Raw genomic sequence first — 20,496 nt, 5'->3', positions numbered from 1 at the left:
AAATAATCTTGTGTTATTTCCCATCATCAATTTGATTTTTGTTATCGGCTTTGTAATCGTTAATTAATAACCGTAATTGTTTTTCCTGAAAGCTTGCAGCCAATTCACCTACCCGTTCGGCAAAGGGAATATATTTTGCATCCAATTTTTTTAACTGTTCAACTTGTTGAGTCACAGCTTTTAAATTACCTCTCATAACCAAATCGTATAAAATTACAAGTTCTTCATCTGGTGGTGGTACTAACAAAGAATCTGAATCCGATCGCACGGATTGATTGACATTTTGATTGAGGTGAGATGACTTTTGATATACCCAAGATATCCCTAAATGCTTTTGTAGCAATACAAATAAGTCAGCCGCCTGTACGGGTTTGGGTAAAAAAGCATTTGCGCCCATATCTAAACTCTTATGCTGGTCAGCTTCAAACACGCTAGCTGAAGAAACGATAATGACTAAATCTTTAAATTTAGGTTGAGAGCGGAGACGGCTTACTAACTCGAACCCATCCATTTCTGGCATTACTAAATCAGTAATAATGGCATTAAATTGGCTACTATCGACTTGTTTTAAAGCTTCTTTGGCATTAGCAGCTTCTAGCACTTCAAAGCCAAGGGGTGCTAACAAATTAACGAGCACAGATCGATTTTCCCACTGATCGTCAACTGCGAGAATTTTCAGTTTAGTTCCTTGATAGCCAGCGATCGCAGCTTGTAGCTGAATTGCCGATTCCCATTTACTAGCAGAAGGTAAATCTAAATCAAACCAAAATTGGCTGCCAGCATTTAACTGACTGTTAACTCGAATACTACCCCCCATCATTTCGATGATTTTTAAAGTAATTGCTAATCCCAAACCCGTTCCTTCTGACATCTTATCGGTATTGCCTACCTGTTCAAAAGGTTGAAAGATTTTCTGCATTTTCTCTTCGCCGATCCCCACTCCAGTATCTTCAATTTGAAAGCGGATAGAGTTGATGGCATTTAATTCATTAGGGTTAGTTTCTAAGGGTACTGATTTTATAAGTTGAACTTTGAAGGTAACGCCCCCTCGATCGGTAAATTTTACAGCATTACCTAAGAGATTAATTAAAATCTGCCTTAAGCGTTTTTCATCCCCTTGCACGTTGGTGGGTAAGGAAGAGTCAAATTGACAAATATAACTGATGGCTTTTTGTTCCGATCTGAGGCGAAAGATTTGGCTGACATCTTCTAAAAATGCCCAAAAATGAAATTGCGTCGGGTAAAGTTCTATTTTTCTGGCTTCGATTTTAGAAAAGTCGAGGATGTCGTTAATTAAAGTGAGCAAATGAGAGCCACATTGATAAATAATTTTTAGATTATTTACCTCTTGATTGTCTAAGTTTTTTGAACGCATGAGGATTTGAGCATAGCCTAAAATCCCGTTGAGGGGTGTGCGAAGTTCGTGGCTCATGTTTGCCAAAAATTCGCTTTTGGCTTTGTTCGCAGCGTCGGCAGCTTCCTTGGCTATCTGCAATTCTATTTCTGCTTGTTTGCGATCGGTAAGATCGGTGTGAGAGCCGACTAAACGTAGGGGTTGGCTTTCCGCATCCCGCTCGACAACCCGACCTCGCGATAGTATCCACCTGTAGCTACCGTTTTTGTGCCGCATCTGAAATTCCCAACTATAAGGTTCGTTAGTTCCACTTTTTAAATAGTCTTCTAAAGAGTCTAATATCGGGTGTAAATTATCGGGGTGAACCAGTGTTTCCCAAGAGCTAAATAGGTTAACAATTTCGTTGTCTTGATAGCCTAGCATGGCTTTCCATTGGGGTGAAAAATAGATGGTGTTTGTTTGGATTCGCCAGTCCCAGATGCCTTCATTAACGCTTTCTAGAGTTAATTGATACCTTTCTTCGCTTTGCCGGAGTGTCTCTTGTATCTGTTGGCGATCGCGCATTTCTTGCTCTAATGCTTGAGTTCTTTCTGCGACTTTTTGTTCTAAGGAGTGGGAATAATCTTCTAATTGCGCGTAGGACTGCTTGAGTTGCTGGCTCATTAAATTAAAAGAAGTCGCTAAAGCGCTGATTTCTTGAACGGAGGAAGCCGTTACTTTTTGCTCAAAGTCACCGCCAGCGATCGCGCTTGTGGCTTTACCCAAACGCCGAATCGGTCGGGCTATCCATTCAGAAGTCACAATTCCCAAAATAGTTGCCAAAAATAGTGCCAAAAGACATAATAAAATCGTCGTATGTCTACTCGTGTTAATTTGTTCCATAAAATCATTTTCTGGAACCGCAATTACAATTAACCAATCAATACCTTTACCATCTTGAAAAGGCACAACTTGTACGAATTGTTTTTGTCCGTTTACTAAAAACTCTAACTGCTGAGAAGTTTTAATTTCATTGAGATTGTTAAATCGCTCTGTTAGATATTTTGCAGTCGCTTGGGTTAAAATATCTTTGCTGTCAGTGGCTGGAAATCTTTGCCTATTTCGGTATGGTTTTTCTGGTGTGGAAGTAGCGACTAGCATTCCGGTTCGCTCAACTATAAAAGTTTGTCCTGTTTTCCCAACTTTTAAAGTTTGCAAAAAATTACTAATCAGGGATAAACGTAGACTGGTAAATAATACCCCAAGAACTTTTCCTTGTCGATTAAAAATAGGTTGACTTGCTGGAATTAGAGGAGTATTAATAACCTCGCCAAAATATATTTGATTCCAGATAGGTTTTCCAGCTTTTATACTCCGTTTATAAGGTTTTATTTTTCGGGGATCGAAATTATTCATAATTTTGATTAATTTCAGTCTTTCCCCTTGACTGCCAGTAGAATAAATATATAACTGATTTGTATGGGTTGTTCCTGTTGACTGAATTACCTGCTTTCCTTCATCATTAGTGTTAATAGCTACACCTTTACCTTTTTCATTTATTATTACTATGCCATTTACGCTATTAAATCTATTTTTTTGTCGCCAAATATGACGCTCCCACGCTCTCATATCTTCCATGCTCAATTGGCCAAAACTAACAGCATCAGCATTAATTTGATTAACTAAATGGGGAACCGCTAGATAGGTATGCAAATTCTGCTCAATTCTCGTGGCAATTTCACGGCGCAACTGTGCCGCTACATCATTCACAGCTTTCTGTCCATTTTGTAACGAAAAATATCCGGTTAACCCTACGGCTGTAAAGATTTGTAAAACAAAAGGAACAATTAAGACAAGGCGTAGCGGCATTTTCTGGAACTTAGCAACATTTGTACGCATAACTTTTTAGGAAAAATGTATTTGTCTATACTATAGAGCCATAGAATATTCACCAGACGTAAAACTCTTCTGTAGAGAAAGGGATAGGAAAGCAATAAGACTAGAGTGCGTTACAAAAACTTTACGTTAAAATAAAAAAGATTATATTGGTTAGCATCCTCGTTGAACTATAATATGATGATACACCAATGGGACAAGGTTAATTTTTTCCCGACCCCTAGATAGTCAGAACGTCACGCAGCTTATAATTGAAAAATCATGCTGCAGATTGGCTCTGCAAACTGGCAGATTAGATAGTCAGGACGCTACGCGGCTTATAATTAAAAACCAAGGAGAAGGCTAAAGCTTTATGAATAATTTATCTTTCTCAAAAAACACCCTCTTAATTGTAGATGATAATCCTACAAACTTAGGTGTTATATTTAACGTTTTAGATGAGGCAGGACTAGAAGTTTTAGTAGCTCAAGATGGAGAAAGTGCGCTGCAAAAAATAGAATATGTTACCCCAGATTTAATTTTATTAGATATAATGATGCCGGGGATTGACGGATTTGAAACTTGTTCTCGGCTGAAAAGTAACCCATCAACTTCAGGAATCCCGATAATTTTTATGACGGCTCTTGGCAACACCGATCAAAAAGTCAAAGGTTTGAGCCTTGGGGCTGTAGATTATATCACTAAACCCTTTCAAAAAGAAGAAGTATTAGCTCGAATTCAAGTTCATTTAGAGTTGCGAAACTTGACCAAAGATCTGGCAAGCAAAAATCAATTGCTCCAAGAAAAAATTGAAGAAAAAACGACTTTAGAAAAAACTTTACAACAATTGAATCAAGAATTAGAAAAACGAGTTGAAGACCGAACCTCTGAACTAAAACAAGCTCTACAGACTATACAACAAGCTCAACTCCAATTAATCCAAAGCGAAAAAATGTCTACCCTCGGTCAATTAGTGGCTGGAGTGGCTCATGAAATTAATAATCCAGTAGGCTTTATCAAGGGAAACCTGACTCATGCTGAAACTTATATTCAAGATTTATTAGAAATTGTTCATCTTTATCAGCAACAGTTTCCCTCTCCAGGTGCAGCGATCGCAACTCGTGCCGAAGAAGTGGATTTAGAGTATCTCATACAAGACTTACCCGATCTTATTTCATCCATGAAAGTGGGCGTAGAACGGATTCGTCAAATTAGTGTATCTTTAAGAACTTTTTCCCGCGCTGACAGTATATCAAAAGTAGAAGCTAACCTGCATGAAGGGATTGACAGTGCATTACTAATTTTACAACATCGATTAAAAGCAAATGATAAACGTCCGAAAATAGAAGTCGTTAAAAGATATGGAAATTTACCTCTAGTACCGTGCTACCCCGGACAGATAAATCAGGTATTTATTAACATTATTGCTAATGCCATTGATGCTTTAGAAGATTCTCTTCAGAAGCAAAATTTGGAAGAAATTAAAGTAAATCCAAGACAAATTATGATTGACACTGAAGTTGACCGCCATCGAAATATCGCCATTATTCACATTAAAGATAACGGTTTGGGAATGCCGGAAGAGGTATGCACTAAAATATTTGATTATCTATTTACAACCAAGCCAGCAGAAAAAGGTACGGGACTGGGTTTATCAATTAGCCATCAGATTGTTGTAGAAAAACATGGTGGTCATCTGAATTGCTTTTCAGAACAGGGTGTTGGGACAGAGTTCATTATTGAAATTCCTTTAGCCTAAAGGGAGAGCGTAGGAATTAACAAATTTATGGGAGACTAAACCGACAGAGCCGGCAACGTCTCTACTCAGTCAATGAGACGATTCATTTAGAGGCGCTATCTAGCGGTTCAAAGCAGGATTTATCAACGCCCTTGGAGAAATGATGATTTTCATCCCCGCAGTTCCCCCAGCCAATCAATAAAAATTAAGAGAAGCCGCTAGGACTTACGCATTGACAAAATGTTTATATTTTGTATAACTGCCCCTAGAGGCGATCGCTATTTCCAGAGCAGACAGAATTAAGTAAAATTACTCAAGTTGTCATTGGGAACAGAAACATTAGACATCTCCGGAAAAGCTGAATCACCTAGTGGGAGACAATTGTGCAGAATATGCACAGATAGTTGACTTCACCTCGATTTTACAAATCCCGATGAGAAAACTCCTTCGCATCCTTCCCTACATAACTAGCGGCAACATGGCCATCTCCAACAACTCGATACTTATAGGTAATTAACCCCTCTAAACCCACAGGCCCGCGAGGTGGCATTTGCTGCGTGCTAATCCCCACTTCTGCACCGAAACCGTAGCGGAAACCGTCGGCAAATCGAGTCGAACAATTGTGATAAACTCCGGCCGCATCTACTCCATTTAAAAATGTTTCGGCGGTTTCGCTGTCTTCGGTAACAATGACATCTGTGTGTCTGGAACCGTAAGTATTGATATGGTTAATTGCCTCTTCCACAGAATCTACTATTTTGATTGACAAAATTAAATCGCTGTATTCTGTAGACCAATCCGCTTCATTTGCTTCGGCAATATTTTCGAGGATGGCGCGAGTTTTTTCGTCTCCCCGCAATTCAACTTTTTTCTGCTGCAAAGCTTCGGCAACAGCGGGCAGGAATTTGGGGGCGATCGCACTGTGAACTAACAAAGTTTCAATGGCATTGCAGGCTGCTGGATACTGAGTTTTTGCATCGACAGAAATCTCTACTGCTTTCTGAATATCCGCCGCTTTGTCAGCGTACAAATGACAAATTCCGTCGGCGTGTCCCAATACGGGAATTCTGGTATTTTCCTGCACGAACCGCACGAAGGAATTAGAACCTCTGGGAATAATCAAATCTACATATTCATCCATTTTGAGCAGTTCGATTGTTTCTTCGCGCGTGGTCAGCAACTGCACAACTTCTGGATTAACAGGAGTTTCTGCTAATGCTTGATGTATCACTTTTGTCAAGATTTCGCATGAACGGACTGCTTCTTTGCCGCCTTTGAGAATCACGCCGTTTCCTGATTTAATTGCCAAGGATACTATCTGAATTAAAGCTTCTGGGCGCGCTTCAAAAATAATGCCTAAAACGCCCAAAGGACAGGTGATGCGCTTCAGAATTAATCCTGTATCCAATTCACGGTGGATTTGCACGACACCGATCGGCTCAGGGAGTTTCGCCACGTCGCGCACGCCTGCGATCGCACTTTTCAACTTGCTCTCATCCAACTTGAGGCGATCGTACAGCGGTTTAGCAATTCCATCCGCCTGGGCCGCCTTGCAGTCAGCCGCATTCGCCGCCACAATATCCGGCGCAGCAGCTTCTAAAGCTTTCGCAATAGCCTCAATAGCTTGATTTTTGGCATCAGCGGACAAAACTGCCAATTTTCTAGCAGATACGCGCGTTTTTTGGGCAATTTCAATAATAGACATGGCAGTAAGTTTTAAATAGTTTTGGGTTTAGGGTTTTGAGTTTTGAATTGAATCCGCACAAATAAATTTCGGGGCGGTTTTCATTCTTAACAATTCTCAAGGAAATTCTATATTTTTGTTGAGGCCCCTTACAGCAATCCGCATTAACAGGTTAAAACAGTGAAGTATAGATAAAATCCCACGATCATTTCCATTTGTCAATAACCTTCGGAGAGTATTATGTCATCTCATGCCCCTTTACGCAAGGCAGGGCGATCGCGCAAAGCCGGCGTTAAACTGATACAGAAAACTGGCGGAAATCTCGTTTTAGCTTCCGGCGTCACCATCACCATGCTATTTGGTATGGTGTTAGCGCTATCTTTAGCCTCCGTTTTGATTATCAACAGTCCCGATCCAGTCCTCGGATTGTCGATCGCACTTCCCATAACTCTGATTTTTAACATCGCTGCTTTTTTCCTATCGCCTTACTTGATGGACTTAACCCAAAATTGGCTCTACGATACTCGCTGGGTTTCCCTAGCAGAAATTGAAAGCCTAAGTCCCGAAACAGCGAAAGTTATTCAGAAGGTTTGCAAGCAGAAAAAACTCCAGCAGCCGCGTTTAGGAATTATTGACGACCAAAACCCTACTGCTTTTACTTACGGTTCATTTCCAAACAGCGCTCGCTTAGTGGTCAGTCAAGGTCTTTTTACCTATTTAGACGACGCAGAAATTGCCACTGTTTACGCCCACGAACTTGGTCACATCGTCCACTGGGACTTTGCAGTAATGACTTTAGCTTCGACTTTGGTGCAAATTACTTATTTAATTTACACTACTGCTCAAAGGATGGGTCGCAGTGGTGGCAGCAAAGCTAAAGATGCGGCGGGTAGTGTAGCTGCTGTTGCTTATTTGTTTTACATCGCTGGCACTTATTTATTGCTGTATTTGTCGCGGACGCGAGAATATTTTGCCGACCATTTTGCTGCCGAAACTACTGGCAACCCCAATGCTTTGTCTCGCGCTTTGGTAAAAATTGCTTACGGTATTTTGGAAGAAGGACAAAGAGCCACCGAACCCAGCCGCTTATTAGAAGGAACTCGCGCTTTAGGCATTTACGATGCCAAAGCTGCCACATCTACTGGCACTGCTTACAGGATTTCTTCGGAACCCGAAAAAATTGGGCGAGTGTTTCTGTGGGATATGTTTAATCCGTGGGGTTGGTGGATGGAGTTGAACTCGACTCACCCGCTGACTGGTAAACGAGTTCGCGCTTTGAGCGCTTATGCCGAACAATTAGGCTTGGATATTGAGTTTGACATGGGCCGGATTGTCAGCGAAGGCAACGATTTGAGCAAGCGGAGATTGTACGGCAATTTTGTGTTCGATTTACTGCTGTACAGTGCAGAAACTCTGGGCTTAGCGGTGGGTTTTGCGATCGGCATTGCGCTGTATGCTGTAAACCCGATGATGATGGTTGCTTGTCCTTTAATCGGTTTGGGCGTGGGAATTTTGCTCAAGACTTTGGTGATGTTCCCGAATTACCAACAAGCAGAACACTTGGATGTTTTAACCTTAATGTCTGACCCTTATGCAAGTCCTTTGCGGGGTCAAGCAGCGCAACTAGAAGGCGAATTAATTGGTCGCGGCGATGCGGGTTATACATTCGGTTCTGATTTGAAATTGCAAGACAGAACGGGAATGATTTATCTGCGCTATGCTTCTCGTTTTGGGCCAATTGGTAATTTTCTGTTTGGCATGAAACGGGTTAAAAGTTTGATTGGAATGGATGTTAGCGCTTTGGGTTGGTTCCGCCGGGGTGTTGCACCTTGGATGGATTTGATTCAGCTTGAAAGCGATAGCGGTACGGTGGTTAACAGTTATCACCGCTTCTGGTCTTTTGTGATGGGTATAGGTGCGATCGCACTGGGTATTGCAGCGCTATTTGTGTCATTTCCTGCTTAACAGTTGACAGGTGAAACGTTTTAAGTTAAATATAATTAAGCTCGCATTTTCGAGCTTCTTTTTTTTGTTATATATGGTACTGTAGAATTTAATACCGCTCTAAATTATCTTTTTTTTATCAAAATAGTGACTTGACCAACCGCTTTCAACCTGTTAGCGCAGGGGCGCGATAGCGCTCTTGTCGCACAGAAAGAAGAAAGGAAGAAGTAGGTAATCTTATGGTGGGAAGGAAGTAATTCAGTTACGAGCCAACATGACCATCAAAATTGCTACAATTAGTTTGTTGTTGATAGTATTAACTTTAGCAGTCAGCAACCCCAGCCAGAAACTCAGGGGTAACTTAAAAAAGTTGACCGCCCCGACGGAAAACAGGGAGAAAAAAAACACCGTGCAAGATATTCTTGAGGACAGTGCGAAATTAGAAAAAGTAGCTAGCAATTTCCAATTTATAGAAGGTCCGATTTGGCATCCCGACGGCTTTTTGCTGTTCAGCGATATTCCCGCCGATATTATCTATAAATTCGCTTCAAATCAGCAAGTTGAGGTATTTCGCCGCCCTTCGGGAAAAGCCAACGGGAATACTTTAGACAAAGAAAACCGCTTACTTACTGCCGAACACGAAAATCGCCGCGTATCCCGCACAGAAAAGGACGGCAAAGTGAGCACATTGGCGGATAGATACGAGGGCAAGCGGCTCAACAGTCCGAACGATTTGGTTGTTAAATCCGATGGCAGCATTTATTTTACCGATCCGTCCTACGGTGTTAGTAAAGATCAGGAAGAATTGGGTTTTTACGGTGTTTACAGGCTGGCAGGCGACGGAAAATTAACTCTGCTAGTTAAGGATTTGGTACTGCCGAATGGCATCGCCTTTTCACCCGACGAGAAAAAACTTTATGTCAATAATTCGGAAGCGGGATACATTGCCGTTTACGATGTAAAACCGGACGGAACTATTACAAATGAGCGGCTTTTTGCGGATTTAAAAGACGCCAGTCAAGGCGGAGTTCCCGACGGTCTAAAAGTTGATATAGAGGGGAATGTTTACAGCACCGGGCCGGGGGGAGTGTGGATTTTATCGCCGGATGGCAAGGTTTTGGGGAAGATTTCTGTGCCTGAGACGGCGACTAATGTGGCTTGGGGAGAAAGCGATCGCAAAACGCTTTACATTACGGCAAATACAAGTCTTTATCGGATTCGCCTTAAAATTTCAGGCGTGCGGCCGGGAAAATAATCTAAAATAGGGCGAAGTTGAAAGTAAACTGGTTTTTATTAGTGGTATTTGACCGGGCATGATATAGTCGTAGGTTTGAGAATCAGTCCTTCCCGATTCTTTTATCTCAAATCTCCAATCTCAAATGGTATTAATAGCTAGGTTGCACAAATTTCTAACTGCTACAGTCGATCGCAAATCCCGATCGCACACAATATTTTGGTTGACTCTCAGCCTGACATTTGCCGCCATCTATGCTATTTTAGGACTCAAGCAAGTCTTCAGCGCCGAGTATATGGTGCAAGACGATGCGAGGCAGCACGTTTTCTGGATGATGCGGTTTGTCGATCCAGAATTATTCCCCAACGATTTCATTGCTAATTACTTTCAATCAGTCGCCCCTGCAGGATACACCACGCTCTACAACTTAGCAGCAACAGTTGGCATTCACCCGCTATTTCTTCACAAAATATTGCCACTATTTCTAGGCTTAATCTCCACTTATTACTGTTTTGGCCTTTGTCTAGAAATGCTACCAGTGCCGATGACGGGATTTATTGCATCTTTGCTGTTAAATCAGCATATGTGGATGACCGATGATTTGGCTTCTACAACGCCAAGAGCTTTTATTTATCCGATATTTCTTGCTTTTTTATATTATTTGTCGCGCAGTTCCTTGCTGCCTTGTTTAGGGGCGATCGCCCTAATCGGACTATTCTACCCTCCTTACGCCTTGGTTGCTGCCGGAATCTTAGTTTTGCGCCTGCTAGCCTGGAAAAATGGCGGTTTGTGCTTGTCGGGCGATCGAACTAATTACCTATTTTGCACTACAGGTTTGGGAGTAATCTTTTTAGTAATGCTGCCCTATGCCTTAGATAACTCTGAATTTGGCCCAACTTATACCGCAGCAGAAGCGAAGCAAATGCCCGAATTTGCACCAGACGGCAGAAATGCTTTTTTTCGTCCAAACCCGGTAGATTATTGGCTGACAGGGCGGGGCAGCGGGATGTTTCCCAAGTCGCTGTTTACGCCTGTAACTCACTGTGTCGGGCTGTTATTTCCGCTGCTGCTGTTTTTGCGATCGGCTTTTCCCTTAGCAAATCAGATTCAAAGCAAAATCTGGCTTTTGCTTCAGCTCTTTTTAGCATCCTCGGCGATGTTTTTTGCGGCTCACGCCACCATTTTTAAGCTGTATCAACCAGGTCGCTATACAGCCTACAGCTTGCGATTTATAGTTGTTTTAATAACTGCGATAGTCCTAACTTTAATTATCGATGGAGTCGGTTATTGGGCATCAAAAACCGCAAAAACATTTCATTTAAAAAATCTAGTTGCACTAATTACGACACCGATTATCGCTGTCGCAGTGGTGCTTTATCCCTGCTTGGTTGAAAAATTCCCTACAGTCGGGTATGTAGAAGGTAAAATGCCGGGTTTGTACAATTTTTTTGAGCAACAACCTAAAAATATCTTGATTGCTTCAATCGCGGCAGAGACTGATAATTTGCCAACATTTAGTCAGCGTTCGGTTTTGGTGGCAAAAGAATATGCAGTGCCTTATCAGAAAGGCTACTACAGCAGATATCGGCAGCGAGTTAACGATTTAATTCGCGCTCACTACACTCCCGATCGATCAGTATTGGAAAAGTTTATCAATCAATATGGAGTTGATTTTTGGATGCTTGAGCGCAATGCTTTGACTCTTCAGTATGTTGCGGACTACGGCTGGATCTATGACTTTGATTCTACAGCGCAGGCGATGCTTTCTCTCAAACAAGGGAAAATTCCCGCCTTAGCTTCAGCAATGACAAGTTGTGCTGTTTTTCAGAATGAAATTGTAGTGGTGTTGGAGGCGTCTTGTATTGTGAACTTGACCGGGAATTAAGGCGAGGCGGAGCCTCGGGAGCTGCGTTCTCAGGAAGAGCCTGGGAACTCTAAAAAAAATCAATTAGGGGATTGGGAAGATATCCAACATGAATTAGAATGGTTAGATAATTATAATTATTATGTGATTTTTCAACAAATTTTAAAACGACCTCTAACTCTTGATAGCACGGATATGGGTAAATTTCCACATATCCTGAATGCTGATAACGGTAAATCCCAAAACTTCTAAGTCAGTTCGGAATTGACCCGGATCGCTAAAGCGTGAAGTTGGCTCGATAATATGCAACTGACCGTCAAGTTTAAGAGTACGATATGCTTCCCGCAGGTAGTCGCTGAAGTTTGAACCCATTAAAGAAAGAGAAAAAATGGCCACATCTAGGGTTTCATCATCTAGCGGAACGTGCGCCATATCGCAGGCGATCGCATTATCATTGATAGCAATATGGTCAAAGCTGTAAACTGTATGTCTATCTGAAACTGCCTCAGCTAATTTTGCTTCACCGCAACCAAAATCACCAATAGTGTAGCCGCTACGTTGTTGACACCAGCGAATCATCTCCTCGTAGGGAATAACTGCCCAATCTTTTCTTGATTCTTGATACAAAGTATGGTAATGCGCCCATTCTTCAGGGTTTTCCTGTAAGCGTTGGTGAGTAGTGGCGCTGTGGGTTTGGTTCCAGTGGCGATTCATGGTGGAGAAGTCGCCGTAACGCGCCAGTCGTTGCTGTACTTCGGCTGGGTTGGTATCTGGAATGGGGATAATAATTTTCGGGCGGGTGATGATTTGGACTTCGCCAGATGCGAGGCGTTCTAACCAGCCGATCGCATCTTGGTAAGCTTGAGCAGAGGATCGCAGGTGTCCTTCTGGTACTATGCCATCAACAGCAGCATCAGCGATCGACTTTTTGAATTTTAAGCGCTGCATTTTGGAATCGCACCACGACCAGCGCTGACTGTTAACCGTTGCATAGGTCAGAGGAATCACCATTTTTACTGTATCGCGGGTTTGTCCTTGGCGATAGATGCGACCTTTGAGTTGTTCAAATTCGGCATGAGTCCAAGGTAGGACGTTGACAATTAGCTGGTTGCAAACGTGCTGTAAGCCATCTACACCAGTCCCTATGGCGCTAGAACCGATGAGAACATCAATTTTGCCGTTTAAAAAGCCTTCTAAACCGGACTTGTCTTCGCCCGTGTAGAAACCCACTTTCCAGCCATCATTTACTAAGGCATCTCTCAATATGCGATCGATTCCCTGGATGTAATGAGTGTAAATTAGGGTTTTCGGTTGGATGTGCTTGCGAATAACCGGTAATCTGGCAACAGTGAGAATTTTTTCTAATTGCAATGGAGTACCATTTCCACCTAAAGCGCGAATTTCTTCGATGTACTCGCCACAATCTACGGGAATTTCGATTTGTTCGTAATCTAGTTTATATTCTGGCATCCAGCGTATTCCCAGAGTAACGAGTCGCTGGTGCAATCTCATGCAGTTGGCAATTGTTGGGTGGATATCGAGTTCGTTGTGGGCGAATCCCGTCACCATTTCTATTAAACTTTTGCCTTCTTGGATATTGTTAATTACCGGAGTGGCTGACATTCCGATAACGTGCAAATTAGGGTTGCGTTCTGCGGTGGTGGTGAGGAGGGCAGTCACTAATTCTTTGCGCCGGGACATATTTTCAATTTGGCGCTGTTTGGTGTAGTGAATTTCGTCAATAACGATGAAATCAATAGATTCGTTTTCTATAAATGAACGTATCCACTTAGCCGAGTCTGGTTGTTGGAACATTTCATAGTTCAAAATCAAATAATGGTGGATTTCTGGATTGAGAAGAGCACCTAAATCAGTTTCATTACCGATCGCTTTGGCCCAATTGGGATTAAAAGTTTTAGTAATAACTACGCTATCTGGAAAAATTTTGAGGATGGCATTTTTCCAACCTTCGACGACGCTATTCGGACAGCAGATCAAGGTAAGATGGGCGTTAATGACGCGACTGGCGAGAACTGCGGAGAGGGTTTTGCCTGCACCTGTTCCCGACCAATTGCCGACGCGCTTTTGGTCGCGTACCCGAACGGCGATTAGTCGCTGCATCAGGTTTGGTTCGGCTAATTTGCCGTCGATACGGAAAGCGTAACCTGTGGGAATTTCGAGATTTTTGGCGCGGTGATACTCGTCTAGAAATTCTGTTTTCACGCGATCAGAATACGTATCGCCTGTGTATTCTTCTGCTTGGGCTAGGGCGGTTGTTTCCTCGTGAAAAACGTGCTTCCAAATTTTTGCTTTTGCGGATGCGATGAGAAATTCGACAGCTTCTTCATCGGCTGAGGATACGACGTGATGATCTAAGGATGATAGAACTTCTCGCGTTTGGACAATGGGAAAGTTAAGGTTATCTTCTTCCTGGGATGGTTCGATAGTTTGATTAATTTGGTTGTCAAGATTATCGTCAGAGGTTATGTCTCTTTCATCGGTGATGTCATTATTTATGTTTGTTTCAAGTGATTCGAGAGTTAGCTGTTTATCTTGCAGGAATTGATCGACGATTGAAGATTCACCATTGATAAAATTTTTTATTTCTTCTTTTGGGAAGCGTCCAGTAGCAAGCGCTTTAACAAAGCTTTTACCTTTGCCTGTACTCTGAAGCATTCCACTCTGCTGAAATAGTAGGTAAAGTTCAGCAGCAGTAAAAGTTTCAAGGTGGTTTATTAATGTACTAATAAAATGGCGGATCTTTTCTACTGTCCAACCTGAATTACAAAACGGACATCTTCTCCCATGAACTCTATTGGAAATCATTGCTTCCCACTCATGTTTTGAGTCTTGAGTGCATTGCCACCAAACTTTCTCTTCTGAACCTGCGATAACTGCACTTGGGGTAAGTGTCCCATTTTTGGTGGGATGCCATTGTTTAGCAATTTCAGGATAACGAGTTTCCAGACAATTAGTAACCGATATCTTTTGCCCAGAACAACAGGGGCATCCTCTCCCTTTGATTCTATTAACAATAGAAGCATCCCACTCGTGATCGGCTCCTTCTGGACAGATCCACCAAGCTTTTTTTGCCGAACCTGCCACTATTTTATCTGGGGTGAGCTTACCATTTTTCGTCGGATGCCACTGTTTGGCTATCTCTGGATAAAGACTTGTTAGAGAGTTAGTGACAGATGATTGTAGACCACGACAAAAGCGGCATCCGTTTCCTCCTACTCTATTGACTATAGAAGCATTCCACTCGTGATCGAGACCTTTGGGGCATTTCCACCAAGCTTTCTCGTTTGACCCTGCTACCACTTGTTCTGGAGTGAGGTTACCGTTTTTTGTGGGATGCCACTGTTTGGCTAACTCAGGGTAAAGACTTGCTAGAGAATTGGTGACTGAAGCTTTCTGTCCAGCACAACAGCGGCATCCATTCCCTCTAACTCTACTATCAATAACAGCATCCCACTCGTGATCGGTACCTTTGGGGCATTTCCACCAAGCTTTCTTTGTTGAACCTGCTACCACTTGTTCTGGAGTCAGGCTACCATTTTTTGTCGGATGCCACTGTTGTGCTAACTCAGGGTAAAGACTTGCTAGGGAATTAGTAACCGATACTCTTTGACCAGCACAAAATGCACATCCATTGCCTCCAACTCTACTGACTATGGCAGTTTCCCACTCGTGATCGGAACCTTTGGGACATTTCCACCAAGCTTTTTTGCTTGAACCTGCTACCACTTGCTCTGGAGTCAGGGTACCGTTTTTTGTGGGATGCCACTGTTTGGCTATTTCAGGAGAAATATTAGCTAGGGAATTAGTAACCGATACTCTTTGACCAGCACAACAGGGACATCCATCCCCTCTTTTGACTCTTTTCTCAATAGAAGCTGGCCATTCGTGGTCAGGTCCATTAGAACATTTCCACCAAACTTTCGTTTTTGAGCCTGCCGAAACCTTCTCTGGAGTGAGTCCACCGTTTTTTGTGGGATGCCACTGCCTGGCTAGTTGAGGGCTTATAATGGATAGAGTCTTTTTCATATTCAAGATGGAGATAGGTATGAATTGGGAAACTTACGAAGAAACGGTAAAGAATATATACCAAGTATTGGGTGCTAGCAAAGGAGTTAAGATTGAATGTTATGGCAACTCTTGTAAATGTACTGGCCAATCTGAAGTCAAGCATCAAATCGACGTACTGACTGTTCACACTGACGGAATTCATAACTATAAAACATCTAGAGAATGTAAATTTTGGAATACAAGAATTAATAAGGATATAGTCATGAAGGTTTGGGCAATTCGTCAAGATTGTAATTTGCAGAAAGGAATTATCGTTTCCAAGATTGGCTTTACTCCTGATGCCATAAAATTTGCTAAATACTATGATATTGGGTTGGTGGAACTGAGAAAACCGTTAAAGCAAGATATAGAAAATCGGATCGCCGAAGTCAATATAAATACAATTACTCTAATACCTAATATAACTCGTTTCTACAATATTGTCCATGAGGAAGAAGATCAAAACCATACACAGTTTGAGATTAACACAAGTGAGAGTTATTATCTTTTCCCTGATGGTTGCCATAAAACGATTATAGATTTAATTGATAATTGGTTAAGGGAAATCGAGCAAGCGGGAAAATTGAATTTAGTTATGGAAGAAGTCATACCATTTCCTAATGGCACTTATCTTAAAACTCCTGAATTGAGTATTAAAGTTAACGCTGTTCATATTAAAGGTTCTTTGGTGACAGGTAGTATGGAAAAAGTGGAATTTAGGTGGAAGGATCGAATCAGTCTGATTATGAAGGATATTTTTGAAGAAAAGATGTTTACAGTTTCCCACTCCGGAAATATACAAGAAGTTCCGTTTTTTGCTTAGGTCGATAAATGTCTACTTACCTCATTGTAGCATTAATCAAGTGGCATTGGTACTGACTCTGATAGAACGAGAAAAACTGTTCGGATTCCTCAGCTACAATTGCTGCATGGATATTCTGTAGGAGCGATCGCACAATGCGTTATAATCCCGATAGGAGATAATGGTGCGAGTCAATGACACAAGTTCTCGATCGCGAAATTCTCGATGGGCGAGTGGTTCTCAATGGCACTTGGGAGCAATTCAAGTTAATCCAGAAGGTTTCGGAAGATTCCCCTGGCATAAAGTTGTCCTTTTTTGCAGGTGCGATCGAGATTCTGATGCCGGGATTCCAACACGAAAATTTTTCTGAAATCATTGGTTACTTGGTGACCACTTTTCTGCTGCAACAAGGTATTAAGTTTTACCCTTCTGGTTCAATGACGCAGGAGAAGACGCCAGAAGCTTCAACTCAAGCAGACAAATCGTTTTGTTTGGGAGAACCTAAGTTGATTCCCGATTTGTCGATCGAGGTGGTTTATACTAGCGGTGGACTGAGCAAGTTGCCAAAATATCGAGCTTTGGGTGTGCCTGAAGTCTGGTTTTGGGAAGATGGCACGCTGCGGCTGTATCATCTCCGGGAAGATGGCTACGAGCAAGTAATTCAGAGTCAACTGTCTGGATTGGAAACGCTGGATATCGATTTGCTAAGACGCTGCATTTTAATGGGTGAAACTGATTTGGCTGAAGCGGTTAAGGTTTTTGCCCAGGGAATCTCAATTAATCGTACATGACAGCAAGACGTTCGATTTTCCTAATTGGCGATCGAAATTTTAGTGGTTTTGGCAACATCTGGAAAAAATAGAATCTCCCGATGCCCGACTTCTTAAATAAGTCTGGTTCTGCTGTTGTTGGGAACGAGAAATACAGTCTTTTGTAGGGCGAATCCCCCTGCGGTTGCAACTCCTAATGGGTGATGTTGCGGATATCGTGCAATTAAATAACCTCCGAAATTAAAGCTGAATATAGATTCGGGGTCAAGTTCGCAGACAATGAAAATTGCACAAAAGCTTGATCGCCAATTATTTCTTCAACAAAAACATGACAACACTTTACGTCAACCCGCAAACAGGCAGCGATTCCGCAGTCGGCAGCCAATCAGCCCCATTCAAAACTATAGCCCCCGCGATCGCCCGCGCTGCATCGGGAACTACGATTCAGTTATCACCGGGAACTTACAGCGCCGCTAGCGGCGAACAATTCCCCTTGCAAATTCCCTCAGGAGTAAAAGTTATTGGCAATGAAACTAACAAAGGTAGAGGCACTCTAATTCAAGGAAGTGGCAAATTTGTCAGTCCCACCGCTGCGGCTCAAAATATCACGATACTGCTAGCAACTAATTCGGAATTGCGCGGAGTAACTGTCACTAATCTCGATAGTCGCGGCACGGGAGTCTGGATTGAGTCAACTTCTCCGACTGTAGCTAACTGCACTTTCACTCAATGCAAGGGCGAAGGCATTGTTGCCACGGGAACCGCTAATCCTGCGATTCTCGACAACATATTTGTGGAAAACTCCGTCGCTGGCGTAATTACGGCGGGAACTGCTAAGGGAGTAATACGGCGCAATATTTTTCAAAAGACGGTTTTGGGCATCTCTCTGCAAGCTCAGTCGGCTCCTTTGATTGCTGACAACCAAATTTTGGAAAATCGCTCCGGTATAGTTTTAGCGGGAGAATCTAAGCCGATTTTACGCAATAATCGCCTTGAAAAAAATACCGAAGACGGTTTGACTGCGGTGAATAAGTCGCTGCCAGATATTGGTACTGCTCAAGATTTGGGCGGCAATATTTTTCAGAATAACGGTGAATTAGACTTGCAAAACGCGACTGGGGCTAAGATTTCTGCGGTGGGAAATCAGCTCAATTCTTCGCGCGTGAAAGGTTTATTTGATTTGGGCAATGTGACGCCAACTACGGCTCCTGGGGGGCTAAAGTTTAGCGACATCAGCACGCATTGGGCTAAGGATTTTATTGATCGCTTGGCAAAGATGAATATTGTTAGCGGGTTTCCCAACGGCACTTTTCAAGCTTACGAGATTGTAACTAGAGCTCAGTATGCGGCTATGTTGGCGAAGGCGTTTGAATTGGTGCCGCGCCGTGAGGCGACGGTTTTTAAGGATGTGGCGGGGGATTTTTGGGCCAAGGGAGCGATCGACCAAGCTAATCGAGCTGGGTTTTTGGCTGGATACCCCGACAGCACGTTTCGCCCGGAGCAGAATTTGACTAGAGTTCAGGCGATCGTTTCTTTGGTAAACGGCTTGCAGTTGGCGGGCGGCAACCCCAATTCTTTGAGCGTTTATATTGATCGAGCTCAGATTCCCAGTTTTGCCACCGACGAGATAGCAACCGCCACAGAGCGCAAAATCGTGGTCAACTATCCCGCGCGCGAAAAGCTTTGCCCCGCCCACGACATCACCCGGGGCGAGATATCCGCCCTCATCTACCAAACTCTGGTAGCCACAAAGCGGGCCGATCCTATTAACTCTCCTTACATCGTCTAAGGGAATTGGGAGACAAGGGAGAGGAGAACTTGGGGTACAAAGAACTCACATCTTGCACCATTCTCGCTCAACAGGCTTTCCGGCCTGTTCCACAAAGAGTAGATTAACTTGAGTTCGGGTTAAGCAGAAGGGAGAAAAAAGGCATCGATATTGAGAGAAGGCTTTTTAGGATGAAGGCAATAGGCAATCAATCCACAGACCAAGTTGACTAAGAAATTGACCGGACTGCGACGGGTGAGAATGCTCAATCTGAGAGATGTTTTTTAGTTGGTCGATAATCGTCTCAATGATGGAGCGTTTGCGCGTTAGCAGCTTATCCATCAGTGGCATCAGCTTATTTTTCATATTGCGCTTTGGCTTTGTAATCAGTTGAATCCCAATCTGGGTTCAAAAACTTGGCAGAAATCATCGACAGCGCAAAATAGTTCTTCTAAACTAATCATGGGACGAGCCTGTAAAGCTTTGGTTTGATGACTTTTAACTTACTTGCTTGTCCCTTTCTTATCCCGAACTCACGTTACATATAAATCGCACGGCTCAGACGAACCCCGAAATCGGCATCCGGATTTGTCGTGGCGTCACCAAGCCGCTCTTGCATCACTGCAACTGCTAAGTCCCGGCGCTTTGGCGATCGCGATGCGTCGGCAGATGCCAGCGCTCCCGCCATCTGTTCACGCGTGAGATCCGTGCAATAGCAGGGCGTGCCGGGTTGCTGACGCCACGAATCGGCGAGCGTGCCAGCGTCAAAAGCATCAAGCCCAGTGTCTTCGACGAGCGTCATAGCCACGGAGCGATCCTTCTCGCGGTCAGCAGCCACAGGGAGGGCGATACGGTCAGGGCTTCCAGCAGGCTTGCCCTTGGTGGCGAAGGAGCCAGATCCTATCGCATTCCACGCCTTGGCGATCGGCCGGCCTAGCTGTTCGGCCACCCAAAGGCTCTCAACCTGCCCGGCCTCGATAGCATCGATCTTGTCGTCGCGGTGGGGATAGTAATTAGACGTGTCGATGACGACTGTCTCGACTGGTAGGTTGGCGATCAGCGGCGCGATTGTGGGAATGCGGTTGAGAGGGATCGAGAGGATCACCGCGTCAACGTCCTCCACAGCTTGGGCCGTCGAGACCGCGCGTGCGCCGAAAGCCAGCACATCGGCCTCGATCGTCTCTGGGCCGCGAGAGTTGGCCACCTTCACGTCATGTCCGGCCGCACTGAGTTTGCGTGCCAAAGTCTTCCCGATATGGCCAGTGCCTAAGATCCCGATGTTCATTTTCTTCGTGTCATCCATGATAAGTAGTCAAACAAAATTAATTACACAAACAAATAATATGATATAATAAAAAATATCAAGTTGTGTTCAAAGAAGTTTTATATGTTTTTACTTCGAGATATCAATCCACT

The 20,496-nt window shown here is 43.2% G+C and carries 11 protein-coding genes and 1 pseudogene; 7 read left to right on the top strand and 5 right to left on the bottom strand.

Annotation, left to right across the window (positions count from 1 at the left end; translation table 11 throughout):
- Positions 1-13: 13 nt before the first annotated feature.
- A complete protein-coding gene (locus QUA04_RS17615; protein WP_333258705.1) occupies positions 14-3,232 on the bottom strand; it encodes an ATP-binding protein in 3,219 nt (1,072 codons plus the stop codon).
- Between the two features lie 349 nt (positions 3,233-3,581).
- Here QUA04_RS17615 and QUA04_RS17610 point away from each other — a divergent pair, with 349 nt between their 5' ends.
- On the top strand, positions 3,582-4,967 hold the full coding sequence (locus QUA04_RS17610; protein WP_333258703.1) for a response regulator: 1,386 nt from the start codon (positions 3,582-3,584) through the stop codon (positions 4,965-4,967).
- 400 nt (positions 4,968-5,367) lie between these two features.
- On the opposite strand, the gene QUA04_RS17605 is transcribed toward QUA04_RS17610, so the two are convergent.
- Complete coding sequence (locus QUA04_RS17605) at positions 5,368-6,651, bottom strand: glutamate-5-semialdehyde dehydrogenase (RefSeq protein ID WP_333258701.1); 1,284 nt, start codon at positions 6,649-6,651, stop codon at positions 5,368-5,370.
- Between the two features lie 219 nt (positions 6,652-6,870).
- On the opposite strand from QUA04_RS17605, the gene QUA04_RS17600 reads away from it, so the two are divergent.
- The 3 genes from QUA04_RS17600 to QUA04_RS17590 all read left to right on the top strand — a co-directional run bounded on the left by QUA04_RS17600 (position 6,871) and on the right by QUA04_RS17590 (position 11,693).
- Positions 6,871-8,595: a zinc metalloprotease HtpX gene (locus QUA04_RS17600; RefSeq protein ID WP_333258699.1), complete on the top strand. Its 1,725-nt coding sequence runs from the start codon at positions 6,871-6,873 to the stop codon at positions 8,593-8,595.
- Positions 8,596-8,848: 253 nt separating this feature from the next.
- Positions 8,849-9,829 carry an SMP-30/gluconolactonase/LRE family protein gene (locus QUA04_RS17595; protein ID WP_333258697.1) on the top strand — a complete coding sequence of 327 codons (981 nt, stop codon included), beginning with the start codon at positions 8,849-8,851 and terminating at the stop codon, positions 9,827-9,829.
- Positions 9,830-9,953: 124 nt separating this feature from the next.
- Positions 9,954-11,693 (top strand): hypothetical protein, encoded by a 1,740-nt coding sequence (locus tag QUA04_RS17590; RefSeq protein ID WP_333258695.1) that lies wholly within the window; start codon positions 9,954-9,956, stop codon positions 11,691-11,693.
- A gap of 153 nt (positions 11,694-11,846) precedes the next feature.
- Here the strand turns inward: QUA04_RS17590 and QUA04_RS17585 are convergent, their stop codons facing one another.
- Complete coding sequence (locus QUA04_RS17585; RefSeq protein WP_333258693.1) at positions 11,847-15,719, bottom strand: zinc-ribbon domain-containing protein; 3,873 nt, start codon at positions 15,717-15,719, stop codon at positions 11,847-11,849.
- A gap of 19 nt (positions 15,720-15,738) precedes the next feature.
- Between QUA04_RS17585 and QUA04_RS17580 the strand changes: the two genes are divergently transcribed.
- The 3 genes from QUA04_RS17580 to QUA04_RS17570 all read left to right on the top strand — a co-directional run bounded on the left by QUA04_RS17580 (position 15,739) and on the right by QUA04_RS17570 (position 19,101).
- Positions 15,739-16,563, top strand: a complete 825-nt coding sequence (locus tag QUA04_RS17580) for a restriction endonuclease (protein ID WP_333258691.1) — start codon at positions 15,739-15,741, stop codon at positions 16,561-16,563.
- Positions 16,564-16,736: 173 nt separating this feature from the next.
- The gene (locus tag QUA04_RS17575) at positions 16,737-17,333 is read left to right on the top strand and encodes a Uma2 family endonuclease (RefSeq protein ID WP_333258689.1); all 597 of its coding nucleotides are present in this window, start codon (positions 16,737-16,739) and stop codon (positions 17,331-17,333) included.
- Between the two features lie 265 nt (positions 17,334-17,598).
- Positions 17,599-19,101, top strand: a complete 1,503-nt coding sequence (locus QUA04_RS17570) for a DUF1565 domain-containing protein (protein WP_333258687.1) — start codon at positions 17,599-17,601, stop codon at positions 19,099-19,101.
- Between the two features lie 119 nt (positions 19,102-19,220).
- Here QUA04_RS17570 and QUA04_RS17565 read toward each other — a convergent pair.
- Both QUA04_RS17565 and QUA04_RS17560 read right to left on the bottom strand, forming a co-directional pair.
- Positions 19,221-19,479, bottom strand: a pseudogene (locus QUA04_RS17565) (transposase); the annotation flags it as partial.
- Between the two features lie 139 nt (positions 19,480-19,618).
- Positions 19,619-20,383 carry an NAD(P)-binding domain-containing protein gene (locus QUA04_RS17560; RefSeq protein WP_333258685.1) on the bottom strand — a complete coding sequence of 255 codons (765 nt, stop codon included), beginning with the start codon at positions 20,381-20,383 and terminating at the stop codon, positions 19,619-19,621.
- Between the last annotated feature and the right edge of the window lie 113 nt (positions 20,384-20,496).

The sequence above is a fragment of the Microcoleus sp. S13_C5 genome, from assembly GCF_036700845.1.
Lineage (GTDB): Bacteria > Cyanobacteriota > Cyanobacteriia > Cyanobacteriales > Microcoleaceae > Microcoleus.
Note: the sequence above shows the minus strand (reverse complement) of the source record. Positions and strands in the feature narration are given on the sequence as shown.